Origin of the sequence: Streptomyces sp. NPDC047706 (genome assembly GCF_043204795.1) — a bacterium.
Taxonomy (GTDB): domain Bacteria; phylum Actinomycetota; class Actinomycetes; order Streptomycetales; family Streptomycetaceae; genus Streptomyces.
In genome coordinates this window covers 196,459-218,599 of sequence record NZ_JBIDCW010000006.1, presented here as the reverse complement: position 1 = coordinate 218,599, position 22,141 = coordinate 196,459, and the positions used below count along the sequence as shown (strand labels likewise).

The following is a 22,141-nucleotide window of genomic DNA, read 5'->3' as shown; positions in this document are numbered from 1 at the left end:
AGGACTCCTGCGTTCCGGGGGGCCGCGGTCGGTTCCAGGACTCCTGCGTTCCGGGGGGCCGCGGTCGGTTCCAGGACTCCTGCGTTCCGGGGGGCCGCGGTCGGTTCCAGGACTCCTGCGTTCCGGGGGGCCGCGGTCGGTTCCAGGACTCCTGCGTTCCGGGGGGCCGCGGTCGGTTGGACCCCTGCGCTCCGGGGGCCCGCGGTCAGTCCCAGGACCCCTGCGCCCCTGGGAGCCCCGAGAGCTCCGCCAGATCCTCCGCCGTCAGGCGCACCCGTTCCGCCCCGGCGTTCTCCGTCACCCACCGCTCCCGTTTGGTGCCCGGCACCGGCACCACGTGCCGTCCCTGGGCCAGCACCCAGGCCAGGGCCACCTGGGCCGGGGTGACGTCCTCGCCGTGGCGGGCGGCGACGCGGCGCAGGCCCGCCACTATCGGCTGGTTCGACGCCATCATCTCGGCCGTGAAGCGCGGGTGCCGGGCGCGCATGTCGTCCGGCTCGAAGCCCTCGCCCGGCGTGAGCGTGCCGGTCAGGAAGCCGTTGCCGAGCGGCATCGCGGCCAGGAAGCCGATGCCGCGCGCCTCGCACCACGGCAGCAGCGTCTCCAGCGCCTCCGGCGACCACACCGACAGCTCCGCCTCGACCGCGCTCACCGGAAAGACCTGCTGAACCCGCTGCAACTGCCGGAGCGTCGTGTCGTGCAGCCGCGTCCCGGACCGGCGGCCGCCGCGCGCACCCACGGCGCACAGCCCAAGCGCCCGCACCTTTCCGGCCCGTACGAGGTCCGCCATCGCGCCCCACGTCTCCTCGACGGGGATCTCGGGGTCCGCCCGGTGAAGCTGGTAGAGGTCGATCACGTCGGTCTGCAGCCGCCGCAGGGAGGCGTCGCAGGCACGCTTCACATAACCGGGACGGCCGTTGGCCACGATGTGCTGCTCGCCCACCAGCAGCCCGACCTTGGTCGACACGAAGGCATCGGCGCGCCGCTCCTTCAGCGCCCGCCCCACCAGCAGTTCGTTGGTGAACGGGCCGTACATGTCGGCCGTGTCCAGCAGGGTCGAGCCCAGGTCGAGCGCCTGGTGCACGGCCCTCAGCGACTCGTCGCCCCGCTGCCGTGACGTGGTGTACGCCCAGCTCATCGGCATGCATCCGAGTCCGACGGCCCCCACCGCGAGCGCCGCCGCGCCGATCGTCCTGCGCTCCACCTGCCCGTAACCCTCCCTCTCCTGGCCCCCCAACCTAACCTCCGCCGCTCCGCGCACCTCAATTAGCCTCGTGACCATGACTGCTGACGTGTGGCTGCCCATCCCGCCCAAGGACGTCGAGGGGCTTCCGGACGGGCTGACGTATCGCTTCTGGGACGGTGGAGAAACGTTCCCCGCGGACCCCGCCGACTGCTCCTTCTACGTCGTCCCCTACATGAAGCCCTCCGGGGTCGGCGTGCGGCCGCTGGCCCGGATGACCTCCGTGCAGGTCGTGCAGACGCTCTCCGCCGGGATCGATCATGTCGAGCCGGGGCTGGGACATCTGCCGCCGGGGGTGCGCCTGTGCAACGCGCGCGGGGTGCACGAGGCGAGCACCGCGGAACTCACGCTCACCCTGATCCTCGCGTCGTTGCGCGGGATTGCGGACTTCGTGCGGGCGCAGGACAGGGGCGAGTGGCTCAGCGGTTTCCGGCCGGCGCTCGCCGACAAGAACGTGCTGATCGTCGGATACGGCTCGATCGGCGAGGCCATCGAGGACCGGCTCACGCCCTTTGAACTCGCGCGGGTGGCGCGCGTCGCGCGCTCAGGGCGCACCACGGCGCGCGGTCCCGTGCAACCGCTCACCGATCTGCCCGCACTGCTTCCCGATGCGGACGTCGTGATCCTCTCCACGCCGCTGACCGAAACCACCCGTGGGCTGGTGGATGCCGAGTTCCTGGCGCGGATGAAGGACGGCGCGCTGCTCGTGAACGTCGCCCGCGGGCCGGTCGTGGACAGCAAGGCGCTGCTCACGGAGCTGGAGAGCGGCCGGATCACCGCGGCGCTCGACGTCACCGATCCGGAGCCGCTGCCGTCCGGACATCCCTTGTGGCAGGCGCCCGGCCTGCTGATCAGCCCGCATGTCGGGGGCCCCACGTCCGCGTTCCTGCCGCGCGCCAAGCGGTTGCTCGTGGACCAGTTGCACCGTTTCGTGAACCAGGAGCCGTTGCGCAACGTGATCCTTACGACGGGAGCGAAGGGCGCGTAGGGCGGTCGCCGTGGGTGGCGTGTGACCTCGTCCGGGCACCCTCCGCAGTCGTCCGGACGCGGTCCGTTCCGCATTCCCGCAGGTGGTCACGGAGCGTAGAGAAGCTATGTCCCTGAGTGACGAGACTGGTGTATCGTCCCGACAGGGGCTGCGCCGCGACCGTTCGGCGCCGGGGATGGACATTTCAGACGCGAGGGGGGCGACGGGCGATGCACGGCCTATGGACGAACGATCCGACGAGGCGGAGCCGCCGACGGCGGCCCTGGCGCACGGCCACGCGACGACGAGGCCTCCACGCCAGTCACGGCGGCCACCACAGCCACCGCAGGCACAACAGCCGCAGGAAGCAGGCGCAATGCGCGCCCCGGGACCCTCGGGACCGGGGAGTGGTACGGAGCGGGAGGTCCCGGTGAACTCGCCCTCGCCCACGACCACCTTCGACCACGCGCTGCGGCGGCCGCCCGTGCTGCGGGCCCTGCTGCCCCGGCCGCCGGCCTCCCGCGGCGGGTCGGGCATGTACCAGCAACTCGTCCTGGCCCTGCTGTGCGCGGGCTACGCCGTCGGCTCCGCGGTCGGCTGGGGCTCGCACCATCTCGCCCTCGTCATGGGCGACTTCGGACTCAGCGCCGCGGCCGCCGCGGCCGCCGTGTCGTGCTTCGTGTACGCGCACGGCAGGCGCGTCCGGTTCCGCTCCGCGTGGCTGCTGTTCGCCCTCTCCTCGGCGATGGCCGCCCTGGGCAACGGGGTGTGGGGATGGTACGAGGTCGTCCTGGGACAGCCCGTGCCCAGCCCCAGCTACGCGGACCTGTTCTTCCTGTGCTTCGCGCCGCCGGCGATCGTCGGCCTGCTGGTCCTCGCCAAGCGGCCGGTGACGAAGGCGGGCTGGGTCTGCCTCGGCCTGGACGCCTGGCTGATCGGCGGTTCGCTGGTCACGCTGTCGTGGAGCCTCGCGCTCGCCCAGGCGGCCAAGGGCGGCGGCCCCGGCGTGGCGCACACCGCGCTGTCGCTGGCGTACCCGCTGCTCGACATCGCGCTGGTCAGCATGGTTCTCGCCCTGCACTTCCGGCGCTCGAGCGCCAACCGCTCCGCGGTGAACACCGCGATCGGCGCGCTCGCCCTGACGGTGATGTGCGACGCCTTGTTCACCTCACCGCTGCTGCACGACAACTACAGCTCGGGCCAGCTGCTCGACGCGGGCTGGTTCGCCGGCTCCCTGCTCCTGGCGTACGCCCCCTGGGCCACCGCGCGCCCCGGGCAGCCCGGTGAGGAACCGCCTGCGCGCGTGGAGCACGAGCCCGTGCCCGGGCAGCGTGGGAGCACCCACCCGCGCACACCCGCCGGGCAGGGCGAGCACGGCCGGTACGCGGCCACCCGGCCGCTCACCGGCTCGCTGGCCGCCCTCACGCCGTACCTCGCCGCGGCCGTCTGCACACTGGGGATCCTCTACAACGTGCTCAACGGCCGCAGTGTCGACCGCGTGGTGCTGCTCACCGGCGGCACGGTCGTGCTCGCGCTGGTGGTGCGCCAGGGGATCATGCTGCTCGACAACATCACACTCACGCAGGAACTGGCGCAGAAGGAGAACCACTTCCGCTCCCTGGTGCAGGGCTCCAGCGACGTCATCATGATCGCCGCACCCAACGGCATCCTCCGGTACGTCTCCCCGGCCGCCGCCGGGGTCTACGGACGCCCTGCCGAGGAACTGGTCGGGACAGAGCTGGCCGAGCTCATCCACCCGGAGGACCTGGGCTGCGTGGTGCACGAGGTGCGCCGCTTCCTCGCCGCCAGCCCCCTGGAGGAACCCACCACGCGCATCGAGTGCCGTTTCCGGTCCGGCGACGGCGGCACCTCCCGCCCGGGAGAAGCCGGGAGCGGAGGAGGCTGGCTGAACGTCGAGTCGACGGTCAACCGGCACCACGGCGGCCTGATCTTCAACAGCCGTGACGTGACCGAAAGGGTCCGGCTGCAGGCGCAGCTGCAGCACAACGCCGAGCACGACCCGCTGACCGACCTGCCCAACCGCGCGCTGTTCACCAAGCGGGTCCAGCAGGCGCTGTCCGGCCGCCGCAGCACCGACCGCGGTGCCGCCCTGCGTGGTACGGCGGTGCTCTTCATCGATCTGGACGGGTTCAAGGCGGTCAACGACACCATCGGGCACCAGGCCGGGGACGAGCTGCTCGTCCAGGCCGCGCGCAGACTCCAGGACGCGGTCCGCAAGGGCGACACCGCGTCCCGGCTGGGCGGCGACGAGTTCGCGGCACTGATCGTCGGCGACGGTGCCCGGGACCGGACCGCCCGCGAACGGCACATCCTGGAGCTCGCCGACCGCCTCAGGGTGACGCTGTCGCAGCCCTACGCCATCGACGGCAACGATGTCCGTGTCGCCGCGTCCATCGGCGTCGCCTTCGCCGAACCGGGCCTCGGCGCGGGCGAGCTGCTGCGCAACGCCGACCTCGCGATGTACCGCGCGAAGTCGGCGGGCAAGGGCCGCGTCGAGCTGTACAAGCCGCAGATGCAGCAGGACGTCGTACGCAAGGCCGAGCTGGCCACCCGGCTGCGGGCCGCGTTGCACGACGGCGAGTTCAGGCTGCTGCACCAGCCGGTGGTGCGCCTGGAGGACGGCCGGATCACGTCGGTCACGGCGCAGCCGCGGTGGCGGTCGTCGCAAGGGGTGCTGTTCACGCCCGCCGAGTTCCTGCGCGTGGCCGAGGACAGCGGCAGGGCGGCCGAGCTGGGCCGCTGGGTGCTGGACGAGGCCGTGGAGCAGGCCGCCGAGCGCGCCGCGACGGGCCACGCCGTACCGGTGGGGGTCCGGATGACCGCCCGCCAGCTGCTGGACCGGTCGCTGCCCCTCGGCTCCGTCGAGGCGCTGCTGACCCGGCACGGGCTGCCGTCCGGGGCCCTGGTCGTCGAACTGTCCGACATCGATGCCAAGGTCTGCCTGGACGACCTGGAACGGCGCCTCGGCACCCTCAGGCGGCTCGGCGTCCGCATCGCGCTGGACGGCTTCGGCAGCGGCTGCCCGGCCGTCACGGCGCTGCGTCGGCTGCCGCTGGACGTGCTGAAGCTCGACCGGGGGCTGGTCGAGGGCGTCGTCGAGTCCGCGCGGCTGCACAAGATCACCGGCGGGCTGCTGCGGATCGCCGGAGATCTCGGCCTGCAGTCCGTGGCGGACGGTGTGGATCTGCCGGAGCAGGTCGTCGCCCTGCGCGCCATGGGCTGCACGCACGGGCAGGGCATGGCCTTCTCCGGGCCCCTGGACGAGTACCGGCTGCGCCGGGCACTGTCCTCCGGCCGTTGCCCGGTGCCGAACGGGTCGGCCGAACCCGCCTTCGCGAGCGGTGCCGCGGGCGGGTACCCGGGCGGCGTGGCCACCGTCTTCAGAGCTGGGGCACCCGTGACCACTCCCGTCGGCACACCCCTCGCCACTCCATTGCGCTCACATGATGAGACTCCCGTCCCACCCACTTGACACCGGGTGTGCGCCGGGGGAGGGTCTGTGCCATGCGCACCCGAATTCTCGTACTTGGACAGCGCGTCGGCTGAGCTGGGATCCACCGGAAGACGATCCGGAACACCCAGCGACCACACCGGCGCGCTCCCCTCGCTTGCCCCACGGCACGAGGGGTTTTTTGTTGCACAGGCACCTGCCGAACCGCAGTCGTACACCGTACAAACCTCGCAAAAACCCTCAGCATCGAGAAGAGAATGCCGATGACCGAGCAGGCCACCGGGGCCCATCACCCGCAGCCGCGGCCCCGATCCGGAGGACAGTCCGCCCCCGAGCACGTCACGGGCGCGCAGTCCCTCATCCGCTCTCTCGAGGAGGTCGGCGCCGACACGGTATTCGGCATTCCCGGCGGCGCGATCCTTCCGGCGTACGACCCGCTCATGGACTCCGGCAAGGTCCGGCACGTGCTGGTGCGGCACGAGCAGGGCGCCGGTCACGCGGCCACCGGCTACGCGCAGGCCACCGGCCGGGTCGGCGTCTGCATGGCGACCTCGGGCCCCGGCGCGACCAACCTGGTCACACCGATCGCCGACGCCCACATGGACTCGGTGCCGCTGGTCGCGATCACCGGCCAGGTCGCCTCCAAGGCGATCGGCACGGACGCCTTCCAGGAGGCGGACATCGTCGGCATCACCATGCCGATCACCAAGCACAACTTCCTGGTCACCAAGGCCGAGGACATCCCCCGGGTGATCGCGCAGGCGTTCCACATCGCCTCCACCGGCCGCCCGGGCCCGGTCCTGGTCGACATCGCCAAGGACGCCCTCCAGGCGAAGACCACCTTCTCCTGGCCGCCCACCATGGACCTGCCCGGCTACCGCCCGGTGACCAAGCCGCACGCCAAGCAGATCCGCGAGGCCGCCAAGCTGATCACCTCGGCCAAGCGGCCGGTGCTGTACGTCGGCGGCGGTGTGATCAAGGCCAGGGCCACCGCGGAGCTGAAGGTCCTCGCCGAGCTCACCGGCGCGCCCGTCACCACCACCCTGATGGCGCTCGGCGCGTTCCCCGACAGCCACCCGCTGCACGTGGGCATGCCCGGCATGCACGGCGCGGTCTCCGCCGTCACCGCCCTGCAGAAGGCCGACCTGATCGTCGCGCTCGGCGCCCGCTTCGACGACCGGGTCACCGGCAAGCTGGACAGCTTCGCCCCGCTCGCCAAGATCGTGCACGCCGACATCGACCCGGCCGAGATCGGCAAGAACCGGGATGCCGACGTGCCGATCGTCGGTGACGCGCGCGAGGTCATCGCCGACCTGATCCAGGCCGTGCAGAAGGAGCACAGCGACGGCAACCGGGGCGACTACGCGGCCTGGTGGAAGGACCTCAGCCGCTGGCGCGACACCTACCCCCTCGGCTACGACCAGCCCGAGGACGGCTCCCTCTCGCCGCAGCAGGTCATCGAGCGGATCGGCCAACTCGCCCCCGAGGGCACGATCTTCGCGGCCGGCGTCGGCCAGCACCAGATGTGGGCCGCGCACTTCATCCAGTACGAGAAGCCCGCCACCTGGCTGAACTCCGGCGGCGCCGGGACGATGGGGTACGCGGTCCCGGCCGCGATGGGTGCCAAGGCCGGCGCCCCCGGCCAGGCCGTCTGGGCGATCGACGGCGACGGCTGCTTCCAGATGACCAATCAGGAGCTCACCACCTGTGCTCTGAACAACATCCCGATCAAGGTCGCCGTCATCAACAACGGCGCCCTCGGGATGGTCCGCCAGTGGCAGACCCTCTTCTACAACCAGCGGTACTCCAACACGGTGCTGCACTCCGGCCCCGACGACGTCAACCCGGAGGCGCGGGGCACCCGCGTCCCCGACTTCGTCAAGCTGTCGGAGGCGATGGGCTGCTACGCCATCCGCTGCGAGGACCCCGCCGACCTCGACAAGGTCATCGAGGAGGCGAACTCGATCAACGACCGCCCGGTCGTCGTCGACTTCATCGTCCACGAGGACGCGATGGTGTGGCCGATGGTCGCCGCCGGCACCTCCAACGACGAGATCATGGCCGCCCGGGACGTCCGCCCCGACTTCGGCGACAGCGAAGACGACTGAAGAGAGAGCTGAGTCAAGAACATGTCCAAGCACACGCTCTCGGTCCTGGTGGAGAACACGCCGGGCATCCTGGCCCGGATCGCCGCCCTGTTCTCCCGCCGCGGCTTCAACATCGACTCGCTCGCGGTGGGTGTCACCGAGCACCCCGACATCTCCCGCATCACGATCGTGGTCAACGTGGAGGACCTGCCGCTGGAGCAGGTGACCAAGCAGCTCAACAAGCTGGTCAACGTGCTGAAGATTGTCGAGCTGGAGCCGGCTCAGGCCGTGCAGCGCGAACTCGTCCTGGTGAAGGTGCGCGCCGACAACGAGACGCGCTCCCAGATCGTCGAGATCGTCCAGCTGTTCCGTGCCAAGACCGTCGACGTCTCGCCGGAGGCGGTCACCATCGAGGCCACCGGCAGCAGCGACAAGCTGTCCGCCATGCTCAAGATGCTGGAGCCGTACGGCATCAAGGAACTGGTCCAGTCCGGCACGATCGCGATCGGCCGTGGAGCGCGTTCGATCACGGACCGTTCGCTTCGCGCGCTGGACCGATCGGCGTGACGATGTGAGACGGGCGGCCCGCCCGACACGGGCCGCCCGTATGGCGAGACCCCGAACCTTCCCTTCCCTCCACCGTCATACGGTGGGACGCACCATCTGCACTCCAAGGAGAGACCCAAAGTGGCCGAGCTGTTCTACGACGCCGACGCCGACCTGTCCATCATCCAGGGCCGCAAGGTCGCGGTCATCGGTTACGGCAGCCAGGGCCACGCGCACGCCCTGTCGCTGCGTGACTCGGGTGTCGACGTCCGCGTCGGTCTGCACGAGGGCTCCAAGTCCAAGGTCAAGGCCGAGGAGCAGGGCCTGCGCGTGGTCACCCCGGCGGAGGCCGCCGCCGAGGCCGACGTCATCATGATCCTCGTCCCGGACCCCATCCAGGCCCAGGTCTACGAGGAGTCGATCGCCCCGCACCTGAAGGACGGCGACGCGCTGTTCTTCGGGCACGGCTTCAACATCCGCTTCGGCTTCATCAAGCCCCCGGCCGGCGTCGACGTCTGCATGGTCGCACCCAAGGGCCCGGGCCACCTGGTGCGCCGTCAGTACGAGGAGGGCCGCGGCGTTCCCTGCATCGCGGCCGTCGAGCAGGACGCGACCTCGGGCGCCTTCGCGCTGGCCCTGTCGTACGCCAAGGGCATCGGCGGCACCCGCGCCGGAGTCATCAGGACGACGTTCACCGAGGAGACCGAGACCGACCTGTTCGGTGAGCAGGCCGTCCTCTGCGGTGGTACGGCCGCCCTGGTCAAGGCCGGTTTCGAGACGCTGACCGAGGCCGGCTACCAGCCGGAGATCGCGTACTTCGAGTGCCTGCACGAGCTGAAGCTGATCGTCGACCTCATGTACGAGGGCGGCCTGGAGAAGATGCGCTGGTCGATCTCCGAGACCGCCGAGTGGGGCGACTACGTGACCGGCCCGCGGATCATCACCGACGCCACCAAGGCGGAGATGAAGAAGGTCCTGGCCGAGATCCAGGACGGCTCCTTCGCGCAGGCCTGGATGGACGAGTACCACGGCGGTCTGAAGAAGTACAACGAGTACAAGCAGCAGGACTCCGAGCACCTGCTGGAGACCACGGGCAAGGAGCTGCGCAAGCTGATGTCCTGGGTCGACGAGGAGGCCTGAGCCTCACGGCCGCGGGGCCGGAGCGACCACTCCGGCCCCGTTGTCCACCTCGTCCAGCCACGGACGAGTGATCCTTCCGCAGAGGCGCAGGACGAGCCAGGAAGCGCCACTAGACTGCCGTACGTATACGCGTCAGGCCCACAGCGTCGTGCGTCTTCCACGCGGCTAGCCCCTCCTCCGCCTGCGGCCGTCGGGACGGCCGTCCGCATCGCACATGTGAGGACTCACGTGAGCTCGAAACCTGTCGTACTCATCGCTGAAGAGCTGTCGCCCGCCACCGTGGACGCGCTCGGCCCGGACTTCGAGATCCGGCACTGCAACGGAGCGGACCGAGCCGAACTGCTCCCCGCCATCGCCGACGTCGACGCGATTCTGATCCGCTCCGCGACCAAGGTGGACGCGGAGGCCGTGGCCGCGGCGAACAGGCTCAAGGTCGTCGCACGCGCCGGCGTCGGCCTGGACAACGTCGACGTCTCCGCCGCCACCAAGGCCGGCGTGATGGTCGTCAACGCCCCCACCTCGAACATCGTGACCGCCGCCGAGCTGGCCTGCGGTCTGATCCTCGCGACCGCCCGCAACATCCCGCAGGCCAACGCCGCGCTGAAGAACGGCGAATGGAAGCGCAGCAGGTACACCGGCGTCGAGCTGGCCGAGAAGACCCTCGGCGTCGTGGGCCTCGGCCGGATCGGCGCCCTGGTCGCGCAGCGGATGTCCGCGTTCGGCATGAAGGTCGTCGCCTACGACCCGTACGTGCAGCCCGCCCGGGCCGCGCAGATGGGCGTCAAGGTGCTGTCGCTGGACGAGTTGCTCGAGGTCTCCGACTTCATCACCGTCCATCTGCCCAAGACCCCCGAGACGCTCGGCCTGATCGGCGCGGAGGCGCTGCGCAAGGTCAAGCCCAGCGTGCGGATCGTCAATGCCGCGCGCGGCGGGATCGTCGACGAGGAGGCGCTGTACTCGGCGCTGAAGGAGGGCCGCGTCGCGGGCGCCGGCCTCGACGTGTACGCCAAGGAGCCCTGCACCGACTCGCCGCTGTTCGAGTTCGACCAGGTCGTCTCCACCCCGCACCTCGGTGCCTCCACCGACGAGGCGCAGGAGAAGGCCGGTATCGCCGTCGCCCGGTCCGTCCGGCTCGCCCTCGCCGGTGAACTGGTGCCGGACGCGGTGAACGTCCAGGGCGGCGTGATCGCCGAGGACGTCAAGCCGGGCCTGCCGCTCGCCGAGCGCCTGGGCCGGATCTTCACCGCGCTCGCCGGTGAGGTCGCCGTCCGCCTCGACGTCGAGGTGTACGGCGAGATCACCCAGCACGATGTGAAGGTGCTGGAGCTGTCCGCGCTGAAGGGTGTCTTCGAGGACGTCGTCGACGAGACGGTGTCCTACGTCAACGCCCCGCTGTTCGCCCAGGAGCGTGGCGTCGAGGTGCGTCTGACGACCAGCTCGGAGTCGCCCGACCACCGCAACGTCGTGACCGTGCGCGGCACGCTCGGCGACGGCGAGGAGGTCGCGGTGTCCGGCACGCTCGCCGGTCCCAAGCACCTCCAGAAGATCGTCGCGGTCGGCGACTACGACGTGGACCTCGCGCTGGCCGACCACATGGTCGTCCTGCGGTACGAGGACCGTCCGGGTGTCGTCGGCACGGTGGGCCGGATCATCGGCGAGGCCGGGATCAACATCGCAGGGATGCAGGTCGCTCGCGCGGCGGTGGGCGGCGAGGCGTTGGCCGTGCTGACCGTCGACGACGCGGTGCCCACGGCAGTGCTCACCGAGGTCGCCTCGGAGATCGGGGCGACGTCCGCCCGCGCGGTGAACCTCGTCTGAGGTTGCCGTCCCTGGGGCTGACGCCCCCAGGCCCCCGCTTCCGCCCTGAACGGGCCTGGTCCTCGAACGCCGGGCGGGCTGAGTCGTTCAGTCCGTCCGGCGCTTTGCCCGTTCCGCACCGGGTGCAGCGTCGCCGCCGCCGCGCCCGGTGCCGGAGCCGTCGCCGTCCGTGCGGGCCGCCCGCGGCTGAGCGCTGCGGCGGCGGCACGAACCGGTACGACGCCGATGAACAGGCTGACCCGGCAGCGCGCCGAGCGGGCCCGGGAGCGACTCGGAGCGACAGCCGGTCTCCATGCTGTCGCGGACCACGAAGATGCCGGAGAGCGGGAACGGCACGCCCCGTCGCCGCCGCTTCCCGTCACCGTGCGGCGGGCACGGTCCGGCCGGCACCGCTTCCCGTCACCGCGTCTCTCACAGCCGCGCCCCCTTCAGCGCCATGTGCAGCAGCAGGCGGTCCTCCCCGTCGTCCAGGTCGAGCCCCGTCAGCTGTTCCACCCGGGACAGCCGGTAGTACAGCGTCTGCCGGTGGATGCCGAGTTCGGCGGCGGTCCGGGCGGCCTGGCCCGCGCGGTCCAGGTAGACCTCGGCCGTGCGGGCGAGCTCGTGGTGGGCGCGGGAGAGCAGCGGGGCGATGACGGGGTCGTGGGCCGTCTCCGGGGGGAGGGCGGTCAGCAGGCGGTACGGGCCGATGCGGGACCACTCGGCGACCGGCCCGAGACGCGGTTCGGCCAGGGCCGCGCGGGCCGCGGCCGTCGCCTCCTGCCAGGCCGCGCCCAGGTCGGCGAGGCCGGTCAGCGGGTCGCCCACGCCGGCCCGGGCGCCCTCCCTCAGCAGCCGGTTCGCCGCCGCCAGCACCGGGGTGCGCACGTCCGCCGAGCGCAGGCGGACCAGTGCCGCGAGGCTCTGGGCAGTCGTGCCCCAGGGGATCGTGCACAGCGCCGTCGTGTGCGGCACCGCCCGGGCCGACGGGGCGTCCTCGGGGTCGGCGGACGGCCAGGGCGCGACGCACACCACCGCGTGCGGGCCCTCCCCGCGCGTGCCGAGTGCGGTGCGCAGGGCGGCCACCGCCATGTCGCGCTGCCAGCCGCGCTCGGCCGTCAGCACCGCCCGGAACTCGCGGGTGAGGTCGGCGCCCGCCTGCGCCTCGTCGGCGAGCAGCGCGCCGATCCGGCCGGTCACCTCCATGGCCGCGGTCAGCTGGGCGTCCGTGGGGCCGGGCTCGTCGTCGAGCAGCCAGACGTAGCCGAGGACGACCCCCCGGTGGCGTACCGGAAGACAGATGCGGCCCCGGTGGACCCCGGCCTCGGGGGTGCGCGGGATGCGTACCGGGCCGGTCGCCCGGGTGATGCCGAAGCCCTCGAACCAGGCGCGGACGGCTGCCGTGGAGCGGCGGGTCAGGATCGAGCGGGTGCGGACCGGGTCCAGGGCGGACGGATCGAGGTCGCCCTCGCTGTCGTACGCGCCGAAGGCGATCAGCTCGAAGTCTCGGTTCTCCAGCGTCGCGGGGGCGCCCAGGAGCTCGGAGATCTCGTCGACCAGCTCCTGGTAGTCGTTCCGGTAATCGGCCGTCACCCGGGCATTCTCTCCCATTTCCCGAGGGCCTTCATACATCTGTCTGAGATCCGCGGCACGGATGCGTGACAGCTGTCGATGGCCGACGATCGGAGGGATCCCTAGTTTTCACGGTGGTTCTCCGTGCCGTCCCCGGAACGTCGGGTGCCGGCCTTGTGTTGGTTGTGTCTCTGGAGGTGCCCCGTGCTGGGTCCCGTGATTCTCGCCGCGTCGCGCAGCGACCGGATGCGACGCCTGATGACGGCGGCACCGGGGACGAAACAGGTCGTCGACCGTTTCATCCCGGGTGAGCGCGTGGACGACATCGTCCCGGTCATCGAGGGGCTCACGGGCCGGGGCCTGGAGCTGACGATGGACGTCGTCGGCGAGGACATCACCACCCGTGAGCAGGCCGCCGCGGCCCGGGAGGCCTATCTGGAGCTGATCGACCGCCTCAAGCCGCTGGAGCTCGGCGAGCGGGTCGAGATGTCCGTGAAGCTGTCGATGTTCGGCCAGGCGCTCGACGGCGGCCACGAGCTGGCGCTCGCCAACGTCCGCCCCGTCGTCGAGGCCGCCGCCGGGATCGGCACGACGGTGACGCTGGACGCGGAGGACCACACCACCCTCGACTCGATGTTCGCCATCCACGAGGAGCTGCGGAAGGACTTCCCGCAGACCGGCTGCGTCATCCAGGCCTACCTCTTCCGTACCGAGGCCGACGCCCGCCGCCTCGCCGCGGACGGCAGCCGGGTGCGGCTGGTGAAGGGGGCGTACAAGGAGCCCGCCGAGGTCGCCTACCAGCAGAAGCACGAGATCGACAAGGCGTACGTGCGTGTCCTGCGCACCCTGATGGAGGGCGAGGGGTACCCGATGATCGGGTCCCACGACCCGCGCCTGATCTCCATCGCCCAGGAGCTCGCGCACCGCGCCGGGCGCAAACTGGACGAGTACGAGTTCCAGATGCTTTACGGCATCCGGAGCGAGGAGCACCTCCGGCTCGCCGCCGAAGGTCACCGCATGCGCGTCTACACCGCGTACGGCACCGACTGGTACGGCTACTTCATGCGCCGGCTCGCGGAGAAGCCCGCCAACCTGCGGTTCTTCCTCCGTTCCATGGTCACCAAGGGCTGATCCCGAAACACCCGCTCGATTCAAGGAGTTACGGAACACATGGACGCTGTGACCCAGGTCCCCACCCCCGTCAACGAGCCGGTGCACGGCTACGCCCCCGGCTCGCCCGAGCGCGCCCGCCTGGAGGTCAAGCTCAAGGAGCTGGCCGAGAACCCCATCGACCTGACCTGCACCATCGGCGGTGAGCGGCGGATGGGCGGCGGCGAGGAGTTCCAGGTCGTGCAGCCGCACAACCACAAGGCAGTGCTCGGCACCTACCGCAACGCCACCCAGCAGGACGCGCAGGACGCCGTCGACGCCGCCCTCGCCGCCGCGCCGGCCTGGCGCGCGCTGTCCTTCGACGACCGCGCGGCGATCATCCTGCGCGCCGCAGAGCTGCTGGCCGGCCCGTGGCGCGAGACGCTGGCCGCCTCCACCATGCTGGGCCAGTCCAAGACCGCCCAGCAGGCGGAGATCGACACCCCCTGCGAGCTGGTCGACTTCTGGCGCTTCAACGTCGCCTACGCCCGCCGGCTGCTGGCCGAGCAGCCCCCGGCCAACTCCCCGGGTGTCTGGAACCGCCTGGACCACCGCCCCCTGGAGGGCTTCGTCTACGCGATCACGCCGTTCAACTTCACGGCCATCGCGGGCAACCTTCCGACCGCGCCCGCCCTCATGGGCAACGTGGTCGTGTGGAAGCCGAGCCCGACGCAGACCCACGCCGCCGTGCTGCTGATGCGGCTGCTGGAGGAGGCCGGTCTGCCCAAGGGCGTCATCAACCTCGTCACCGGTGACGGCATCGAGGTCTCCAAGGTCGCCCTGGAGCACCGCGACCTCGCCGGCATCCACTTCACCGGCTCGACCAAGACCTTCCAGTACCTGTGGAAGACGGTCGGCAACAACATCGAGAAGTACCGCACCTACCCGCGCCTGGTCGGCGAGACCGGCGGCAAGGACTTCCTGGTCGCCCACCCGAGCGCCGACCGCGCCGTCCTCAAGACGGCCCTGACCCGCGGTGCCTTCGAGTACCAGGGCCAGAAGTGCTCCGCCACCTCCCGTGCGTACATCCCGGCGTCCCTCTGGAACGACGGCTTCAAGGAGGAGTTCGCCGCCGAGGTCGACTACCTCACCATGGGTGACGTCACCGACCTGTCGAACTTCATCGGCGCCGTGATCGACGAGCGTGCCTTCGCCAAGAACAAGGCCGCGATCGACCGGGCCAAGGCCGACCCGAGCTGCACCGTCGTCGCGGGCGGCTCCTACGACGACTCGGTCGGCTACTTCGTCCGCCCGACGGTCATCGAGTGCACCGACCCGGAGAACGAGGTCTTCACCACCGAGTACTTCGGCCCGATCCTCGCCGTGCACGTCTACGACGACAGCTCGCCCGAGAAGTACGACGAGATGCTGACGCAGATGGAGTCGGTGTCGGACTACGCGCTGACGGGCTCGGTGATCGCCGGCGACCGTGCCGCCGCGGCGTACACCGCGAACAAGCTGCGCTACGCGGCCGGCAACTTCTACATCAACGACAAGTCGACCGGCGCCGTCGTCGGCCAGCAGCCCTTCGGCGGCGGCCGCGCCTCCGGCACCAACGACAAGGCCGGCGCCCCGCAGAACCTGATGCGCTGGACCCTGACCCGCGCCATCAAGGAGACGCTGGTCCCGCCGACCGACTACACCTACCCCCACATGGGCTGACCACCGGTCGAGCCCCCACCGGGCCAGGGCGCCTCCTTCCCCCGGGAGGCACCCTGGCCCGGGTGCGTCCGGCCCGGCCTGGAAGCGGGCCACGGCCGCGTCGCACTGCTCCCGGGTGGGCATGCCGGGCAGATGGCGGCGGACCTCCGGGTCGGCGTCGAGCGCGGCCCAGGGCGCGAGGGCGGACTCCCGCACTCGCGGAGCAGCAGGCGTCCGGTGCGGAGTCGGGGCATCGCGCCAGGGTGGCGAGGGCCCGGCGGGGCAGCCACCGAATTGCCCCCGCGATACTGGCCCCATGACCACCCGCACCGTCCACACCTCCGGCCTCGCCGCCGCCGAGCTGAGCGCCCTCCGGGACTTTCTGCACGATGCCTTCGACGGCGACTTCGACGACACCGACTGGGATCACACGCTGGGCGGCATGCACGCCCTCGTCCACGACGTGCGCGGGCTGGCCGCGCACGGGGCGGTCGTCATGCGGCGGGTACGCCACGGGCAGCGGTGGCTGCGGGTCGGATACGTCGAGGCGGTGGCCGTACGCCAGGACGTGCGGCGCACCGGACTCGGAGGCCGGGTGATGGCGGCCCTGGAGGAAATCATCGGCCGCGCCTACGCGCTGGGTGCCCTCTCCGCCAGCGACGACGGAGCCCGGCTGTACGAGGCCCGGGGCTGGCAGGTGTGGGGCGGGCGGGTCTGCGCGCTCGGACCGGACGGGGTGGTCCGGCTGCCCGAGGAGGAGGGCTCCACGTACGTCTGGCCCGCGTCCGCCGCGGCCGGGGGCGAACTCGTCCTCGACTGGCGGGACGGCGACGTCCTTTGACGGAACGCGCAGGTCGGTGCCGTGTGGCGTAGTCGGCCGTCTCAGATAGTAGGAAGCCCAAGTAATTGTGCAGACAGACGCTCCGTCCTCGCCTAGTTTTGTAGGAGCCGAACGTCTCGCTCGATCCAGCGAATGGCGGTCGTGAGCCGGGCCCCGTGCAGGCAACCCCTGCGGCACCGCTCCCCGCCCCACCCGGCGTCTCGAAACCCCTGCCGTACTCCACGCATTCGAAGGAGTCGATTTCCCATGGCCGAGACGACCTCCCGCCGCCGAGTCCGTCACGTCGCCCGTACGAGCGACTCCGACCGCAAGAACGCCGCGGCCGCTCTCCAGCGCGCCCTCGACCGCCGGGACAACGGCGGCGAGACCGGCCACTGAGGCCGGCCGCCCGACCGTCCGGGAGCCGCACCCGGCGAGGTGCGGCGCGGACAAGTGCCGCCCGCGCCGCACCTCGAAGTGGTCGACGCGCCCGCCGCCGCCGGCGCCCGGACCCGCAGCCGCGCCCCGTCCGTATCGCGGACATGCCGTGTCATCCCATGGGACGAGGAGTAGGGTGCCCGCATGTCTCGCAGCATCGATCTCGCAGTGATCCCCGGTGACGGCATCGGCCAGGAGGTCGTGGCCGAAGGCCTGAAGGTCCTCTCCGCCGCGCTCCCGCAGGATGTGAAGCTGGAGACCAAGGAGTACGACTTCGGCGCCCGGCGCTACCACGCCACCGGTGAGACCCTCACCGACGCCGACCTCGACGCCCTGAAGCGGCACGACGCCATCCTGCTGGGCGCCATCGGCGACCCGAGCGTCCCCTCCGGCGTCCTGGAGCGCGGCTTCCTGCTCAAGCTCCGTTTCGCCCTCGACCACCACGTCAACCTGCGCCCGTCGAAGCTGCTGCCCGGCGTCGCCACCCCGCTCGCCGGTGAGCCGCAGATCGACTTCGTGGTCGTCCGTGAGGGCACCGAGGGCCCGTACACCGGCAACGGCGGCACCATCCGCAAGGGCACCCCGCACGAGGTCGCCACCGAGGTGTCCGTCAACACGGCCTACGGTGTCGAGCGCGTCGTCCGGGACGCCTTCGCCCGCGCCCAGGCCCGTCCCCGCAAGAAGCTCGCGCTGATCCACAAGAACAACGTGCTGACCTTCGCGGGTCACCTGTGGACCAACGTCTTCCACAAGGTGGCCGAGGAGTACCCCGAGGTCACCACGGAGTACATGCACGTCGACGCGGCGACCATCTACCTGGTCACCCAGCCCGAGCGGTTCGACGTCATCGTCACCGACAACCTCTTCGGCGACATCATCACCGACCTCGCCGCGGCCGTCTCCGGCGGCATCGGCGTCGCCGCCAGCGGGAACATCAACCCCTCCGGCGAGTTCCCGTCGATGTTCGAGCCCGTGCACGGTTCCGCGCCCGACATCGCCGGCCAGGGCAAGGCCGACCCCACCGCCACGGTCCTCTCCGTCGCGCTGCTGCTGCGTCACCTCGGCCTGGAGGCCGAGGCGGCCCGGATCGAGGAGGCGGTCGCCGCCGACCTCGCGCAGCGCGTCGGCAAGCCGTCCCGCAGCACCTCCGAGATCGGCGACGCGCTCGCGGTACGGGTAGCCGGCTGACCCTCCCCACTGCCCTGAGGGCGTGGGGGACGACCCCCGGGCCACTCGGAACAACGCTGCAGCGCGACTGCAGACTTCGAAGCCGCCGGGTCGCAATCCGCACCCGGCGGCTTTTCACTGTCCCCGCCGGGTGCGACCATCAACCCTGGGCCGCATTCACGCCGTTTTTCGTCCACGGCCACCCGCGCGCGATAATCGGACGCGGAGCCGCGGAATGAGGGAATGCTCGGACGTCCTAGCACTGGCCACTGGCAGTACGGGCGTGAGCGCGGCCCGTCACTACCAACGGTGAAGGACAAACCACTGATGACGACGCCCACGATCGAGCTCAAGCCCTCCGCCAACCCGCTCTCCGACGCGGAGCGCGAGGCGATCCTCGCCAGCCCCGGCTTCGGCCGCCACTTCACCGACCACATGGTCACGATCAAGTGGACCGACGGCCGCGGCTGGCACGACGGACAGCTCGTCCCGTACGCGCCGATCTCCCTCGACCCGGCGACGAACGTCCTGCACTACGCGCAGGAGATCTTCGAGGGCCTGAAGGCCTACCGCCGCCCCGACGGCTCGGTCGCCACCTTCCGCCCCGACCAGAACGCCCTGCGCTTCCAGCGCTCCGCTCGCCGGCTCGCGATGCCCGAGCTGCCGGTCGAGACGTTCATCGAGGCCTGTCACGCGCTGGTCCGCCAGGACCAGGCGTGGGTCCCGGCGCACGGCGGCGAGGAGTCCCTCTACCTGCGCCCCTTCATGATCGGCACCGAGGTCGGGCTCGGTGTGAAGCCCGCCAACGAGTACCTCTTCCTGGTCATCGCCTCCCCGGCCGGCGCCTACTTCCCGGGCGGCGTCAGGCCGGTCTCCATCTGGGTCTCCGAGGACCGCGTGCGCGCCGTCCCCGGCGGCATGGGCGACGCCAAGACCGGCGGCAACTACGCGGCCTCCCTGCTGGCCCAGGCCGAGGCCGCGACCAGGGGCTGCGACCAGGTCTGCTACCTCGACGCCGTCGAGCACAAGTGGGTCGAGGAACTGGGTGGCATGAACCTGTACTTCGTGTACGGCAACAGGATCGTCACGCCCACCCTCACCGGCTCGATCCTGGAGGGCGTCACCCGCGACAGCCTCCTCGCCGTCGCCCGCGACCTCGGCTACGAGGCCGAGGAGGGCCGGATCTCCGTCGACCAGTGGCAGCGCGACTCGGAGAACGGCACCCTCACCGAGGTCTTCGCCTGCGGCACGGCGGCGGTGATCACGCCGGTCGGCACGGTCAAGCGGGCCTCCGGCGAGTGGCAGCAGTCGGGCGGGGAGCCCGGCGAGGTCACGCTGCGCCTGCGCCGGGCCCTGCTCGACATCCAGCGCGGCACTGCCGAGGACACGCACGGCTGGATGCACCAGCTGGCCTGAGCGGCCGCCCGGCGGCGGGCGGTCGGGCGGCCGGCCCGCCCATGCCCGAGAGCCGCACAGCGCACACAGCCCCGAGGCCCTAGAGGCAGGCTGTCGCCCGGGCCGTGGTGGAGTTGCCCTCCTCCGCGGCCCGGGCGCGCTGCGGGAGCGGCACGTAGGCGAGGCCGCCCACGGCCCCGGACAGCAGGAAGCTGCAGTCCACCCCGCCGGTCAGCGCCAGCAGCGGGCCCTGGTACGACGGCAGCGACACCGCCAGCACGCCCACGCCCGCGCCCAGTGCCCAGGAGACGGTTGCCGGCACGTTCCAGCCGGACCGGACCGGAACCAGTAGACCCCGCCCCGCGCCCGGCGGTTGTGGACCTGGAGCGCCTCCGCGTCGTACACGCCGCCGCAGCGGACGAAGCCGATCAGGGTGATCACCGCCCAGGGCGTGCCGATCGCCGTCAGGAACAGGACGAAGGACGTCATCGCGGCCTGTGCCTCCCAGGCGTAGTGGCCGGCGAAGACACAGGCGGTGGCGAGCACCGCGACCGCGCAGGTGGCCCGGGCGCGGGAGGCGCGCGGCAGGATGGCGTCCAGGTCGAGGCCCATCGAGTAGAGCATCAGGCCCGCGTTGCCGACCGAACCGGCGAAGGCGGCGAGCAACAGCGGGATCAGGTACCAGGCCGGGGCGGCCGTGACCAGCGGCCCGGCGTAGTCGAGGGCGGCGCGGGCGGCGTACGCGGTGAAGGTGCCGAAGAGCTGTGGGACCAGCAGCCCGAGCAGCAGGCCCAGCCAGGTCGCGCGCAGCACCCGGCGGGAGGAGTGGCGGGCCGGGGAGAGGTAGCGGGTGTGGTCGCCGAGCAGGGTGATGAACGCGATCGGGCCGGACAGGCCGGCGGCCACCGTGGCCAGCACCCAGGTGGGCCAGAAGCCGCCGAGCAGGAGACCGCCCGCCTCCGCGAGCGCGCCGGTGGTGAAGTCCGGGGCGTAGGCGATCAGCCCGAGCGCCAGCAGGCCGGTCATGCCGATCGCGAGGACGCGGGAGAGGGCGAGCAGCACACGGTAGCCTCAGGCCGCGATCCGCCTCGGCGACTGCGGCCTGACGATCCGCGTGGAGTCCGACTCCCAGCGCCACGGCGACGAGTTCCTGGCCGGGTTCGGCAAGACCGCCCGCGACGGACTGCACCTGAAGGCCGCCGCCGTCCGCGAGACCTGCGACGTCGTCATCAGCAACGTCGTCGTGATCGACGCGGTGCAGGGGATCCGCAAGGTGTCCGTAGGCATCCGCGAGGGCCGGATCTGCTCCATCGGGCGGGCCGGCAACCCCGACACCCTCGACGGGGTCGACGTCGTCGTCGGCACCGGCACCTCGATCGTGTCCGGCGAGGGCCTGATCGCCACCGCCGGGGCCGTCGACACCCACGTCCACCTGCTGTCGCCGCGGATCATGGAGGCCTCGCTGGCGTCCGGCGTCACCACGATCATCGGCCAGGAGTTCGGGCCGGTCTGGGGCGTCGGGGTCAACTCGCCCTGGGCGCTCCGGCACGCCTTCGGCGCGTTCGACGCCTGGCCGGTCAACATCGGCTTCCTGGGCCGGGGTTCGTCCTCCCACGCCGCCCCGCTGGTGGAGGCGCTGGCCGAGGGCGGGGCGAGCGGATTCAAGGTGCACGAGGACATGGGCGCCCACACCCGCGCCCTCGACACCGCGCTGCGCGTCGCCGAGGAGCACGACGTCCAGGTCGCCCTGCACAGCGACGGCCTGAACGAGTGCCTGTCGGTGGAGGACACCCTCCGTGTCCTGGAGGGCCGCACCATCCACGCCTTCCACATCGAGGGCTGCGGCGGCGGACACGTCCCGAACGTGCTGAAGATGGCCGGCGTCCCCAACGTCATCGGCTCCTCCACCAACCCCACCCTGCCCTTCGGCCGGGACGCGGTCGCCGAGCACTACGGCATGATCGTCTCCGTCCACGACCTGAAGACCGACCTGCCGGGCGACGCCGCCATGGCCCGCGACCGCATCCGCGCCGGGACCATGGGCGCCGAGGACGTGCTGCACGACCTGGGCGCCATCGGCATCACCTCGTCGGACGCGCAGGGCATGGGGCGGGCGGGCGAGACGGTGCGCCGTACGTTCGCCATGGCCGGGAAGATGAAGGCCGAGTTCGGCGCGCCGGACGAGCACGACAACGAGCGCGTGCTGCGCTACATGGCCAAGCTGACCATCAACCCGGCCGTCGCCCACGGGCTTTCGCACGAGGTCGGCTCCATCGAGGTCGGCAAGCTCGCGGACATCGTGCTGTGGCGGCCGGAGTACTTCGGCGCCAAACCGCAGCTCGTGCTCAAGGCCGGCTTCCCGGCGTACGGCGTCGTCGGCGACCCCAACGCGGCCACCGACACCTGCGAACCCCTGGTGCTGGGCCCGCAGTTCGGCGCGCACGGCGCCACACCCGCCGAGATCTCCGTCGCGTTCGTCGCCCAGGCCGCGCTCGACCAGGGGCACGACACCATGCCGACCCGGCGCCGCAGGGTCGCCGTGCGCGGCACCCGCGGGATCGGCCCGGCCGACCTGCGCCTGAACTCCCGTACCGGACAGGTCGACGTCGACCCGCGCACCGGACTGGTCACCCTCGACGGCGACCCGCTGCGCTCCGAACCGGCCGAGTCCGTCTCCCTCAACCGTCTGTACTTCCTCTAAGGACCC

15 protein-coding genes and 1 pseudogene are annotated in these 22,141 nt (G+C 71.5%); 13 read left to right on the top strand and 3 right to left on the bottom strand.

Features of this window, described 5'->3' with window-relative positions; translation table 11 throughout:
• Positions 1 to 205: 205 nt before the first annotated feature.
• On the bottom strand, positions 206 to 1,204 hold the full coding sequence (locus tag ACGF8A_RS09755; protein WP_393106059.1) for an aldo/keto reductase: 999 nt from the start codon (positions 1,202 to 1,204) through the stop codon (positions 206 to 208).
• Positions 1,205 to 1,280: 76 nt separating this feature from the next.
• Here ACGF8A_RS09755 and ACGF8A_RS09750 point away from each other — a divergent pair, with 76 nt between their 5' ends.
• The 6 genes from ACGF8A_RS09750 to serA all read left to right on the top strand — a co-directional run bounded on the left by ACGF8A_RS09750 (position 1,281) and on the right by serA (position 11,273).
• Entirely contained in the window at positions 1,281 to 2,231 is a 951-nt protein-coding gene (locus tag ACGF8A_RS09750; RefSeq protein WP_393106057.1) for a 2-hydroxyacid dehydrogenase, read from the top strand.
• A 409-nt stretch (positions 2,232 to 2,640) separates the two neighbouring features.
• On the top strand, positions 2,641 to 5,703 hold the full coding sequence (locus tag ACGF8A_RS09745) for an EAL domain-containing protein (protein WP_393106055.1): 3,063 nt from the start codon (positions 2,641 to 2,643) through the stop codon (positions 5,701 to 5,703).
• A 236-nt stretch (positions 5,704 to 5,939) separates the two neighbouring features.
• Positions 5,940 to 7,790: an acetolactate synthase large subunit gene (locus ACGF8A_RS09740; protein ID WP_393106053.1), complete on the top strand. Its 1,851-nt coding sequence runs from the start codon at positions 5,940 to 5,942 to the stop codon at positions 7,788 to 7,790.
• 21 nt (positions 7,791 to 7,811) lie between these two features.
• Positions 7,812 to 8,336 (top strand): acetolactate synthase small subunit, encoded by a 525-nt coding sequence (gene ilvN / locus ACGF8A_RS09735; protein ID WP_059128941.1) that lies wholly within the window; start codon positions 7,812 to 7,814, stop codon positions 8,334 to 8,336.
• Positions 8,337 to 8,456: 120 nt separating this feature from the next.
• On the top strand, positions 8,457 to 9,455 hold the full coding sequence (gene ilvC, locus ACGF8A_RS09730) for a ketol-acid reductoisomerase (RefSeq protein ID WP_393106050.1): 999 nt from the start codon (positions 8,457 to 8,459) through the stop codon (positions 9,453 to 9,455).
• Between the two features lie 228 nt (positions 9,456 to 9,683).
• Entirely contained in the window at positions 9,684 to 11,273 is a 1,590-nt protein-coding gene (serA, locus tag ACGF8A_RS09725; protein ID WP_393106048.1) for a phosphoglycerate dehydrogenase, read from the top strand.
• 411 nt (positions 11,274 to 11,684) lie between these two features.
• Here serA and ACGF8A_RS09720 read toward each other — a convergent pair whose 3' ends face one another.
• Positions 11,685 to 12,884 carry a PucR family transcriptional regulator gene (locus ACGF8A_RS09720; protein ID WP_393106046.1) on the bottom strand — a complete coding sequence of 400 codons (1,200 nt, stop codon included), beginning with the start codon at positions 12,882 to 12,884 and terminating at the stop codon, positions 11,685 to 11,687.
• Between the two features lie 144 nt (positions 12,885 to 13,028).
• Between ACGF8A_RS09720 and ACGF8A_RS09715 the strand changes: the two genes are divergently transcribed.
• The 6 genes from ACGF8A_RS09715 to ACGF8A_RS09690 all read left to right on the top strand — a co-directional run bounded on the left by ACGF8A_RS09715 (position 13,029) and on the right by ACGF8A_RS09690 (position 19,455).
• Entirely contained in the window at positions 13,029 to 13,955 is a 927-nt protein-coding gene (locus ACGF8A_RS09715) for a proline dehydrogenase family protein (RefSeq protein ID WP_393106044.1), read from the top strand.
• A 39-nt stretch (positions 13,956 to 13,994) separates the two neighbouring features.
• Positions 13,995 to 15,635, top strand: a complete 1,641-nt coding sequence (gene pruA / locus ACGF8A_RS09710; protein WP_393106042.1) for an L-glutamate gamma-semialdehyde dehydrogenase — start codon at positions 13,995 to 13,997, stop codon at positions 15,633 to 15,635.
• Positions 15,636 to 15,930: 295 nt separating this feature from the next.
• A complete protein-coding gene (locus tag ACGF8A_RS09705; protein WP_393106039.1) occupies positions 15,931 to 16,455 on the top strand; it encodes a GNAT family N-acetyltransferase in 525 nt (174 codons plus the stop codon).
• 246 nt (positions 16,456 to 16,701) lie between these two features.
• Positions 16,702 to 16,833 carry a hypothetical protein gene (locus ACGF8A_RS09700; RefSeq protein ID WP_393106037.1) on the top strand — a complete coding sequence of 44 codons (132 nt, stop codon included), beginning with the start codon at positions 16,702 to 16,704 and terminating at the stop codon, positions 16,831 to 16,833.
• Between the two features lie 183 nt (positions 16,834 to 17,016).
• Positions 17,017 to 18,060, top strand: coding sequence for a 3-isopropylmalate dehydrogenase (locus ACGF8A_RS09695; RefSeq protein WP_393106035.1), 1,044 nt, complete (start codon positions 17,017 to 17,019; stop codon positions 18,058 to 18,060).
• Positions 18,061 to 18,366: 306 nt separating this feature from the next.
• Positions 18,367 to 19,455: a branched-chain amino acid aminotransferase gene (locus tag ACGF8A_RS09690; RefSeq protein ID WP_393106033.1), complete on the top strand. Its 1,089-nt coding sequence runs from the start codon at positions 18,367 to 18,369 to the stop codon at positions 19,453 to 19,455.
• Between the two features lie 79 nt (positions 19,456 to 19,534).
• On the opposite strand, the pseudogene ACGF8A_RS09685 reads toward ACGF8A_RS09690, so the two are convergent.
• Positions 19,535 to 20,505, bottom strand: a pseudogene (locus tag ACGF8A_RS09685) (cytosine permease); the annotation flags it as partial.
• Between the two features lie 10 nt (positions 20,506 to 20,515).
• Between ACGF8A_RS09685 and ACGF8A_RS09680 the strand changes: the two are divergent.
• Positions 20,516 to 22,135, top strand: a complete 1,620-nt coding sequence (locus ACGF8A_RS09680; RefSeq protein ID WP_393106246.1) for an urease subunit alpha — start codon at positions 20,516 to 20,518, stop codon at positions 22,133 to 22,135.
• Positions 22,136 to 22,141 lie beyond the last annotated feature (6 nt).

Coding starts and splice junctions, on each gene's coding strand:
- ACGF8A_RS09690 (WP_393106033.1), top strand. CDS start 18,367: ATGACGACGCCCACGATCGAGCTCAAGCCCTCCGCCAACCCGCTCTCC.
- ACGF8A_RS09700 (WP_393106037.1), top strand. CDS start 16,702: ATGGCCGAGACGACCTCCCGCCGCCGAGTCCGTCACGTCGCCCGTACG.
- ACGF8A_RS09695 (WP_393106035.1), top strand. CDS start 17,017: ATGTCTCGCAGCATCGATCTCGCAGTGATCCCCGGTGACGGCATCGGC.
- ACGF8A_RS09720 (WP_393106046.1), bottom strand. CDS start 12,884: ATGTATGAAGGCCCTCGGGAAATGGGAGAGAATGCCCGGGTGACGGCC.
- pruA (WP_393106042.1), top strand. CDS start 13,995: ATGGACGCTGTGACCCAGGTCCCCACCCCCGTCAACGAGCCGGTGCAC.
- ilvN (WP_059128941.1), top strand. CDS start 7,812: ATGTCCAAGCACACGCTCTCGGTCCTGGTGGAGAACACGCCGGGCATC.
- ACGF8A_RS09740 (WP_393106053.1), top strand. CDS start 5,940: ATGCCGATGACCGAGCAGGCCACCGGGGCCCATCACCCGCAGCCGCGG.
- ACGF8A_RS09750 (WP_393106057.1), top strand. CDS start 1,281: ATGACTGCTGACGTGTGGCTGCCCATCCCGCCCAAGGACGTCGAGGGG.
- ACGF8A_RS09705 (WP_393106039.1), top strand. CDS start 15,931: ATGACCACCCGCACCGTCCACACCTCCGGCCTCGCCGCCGCCGAGCTG.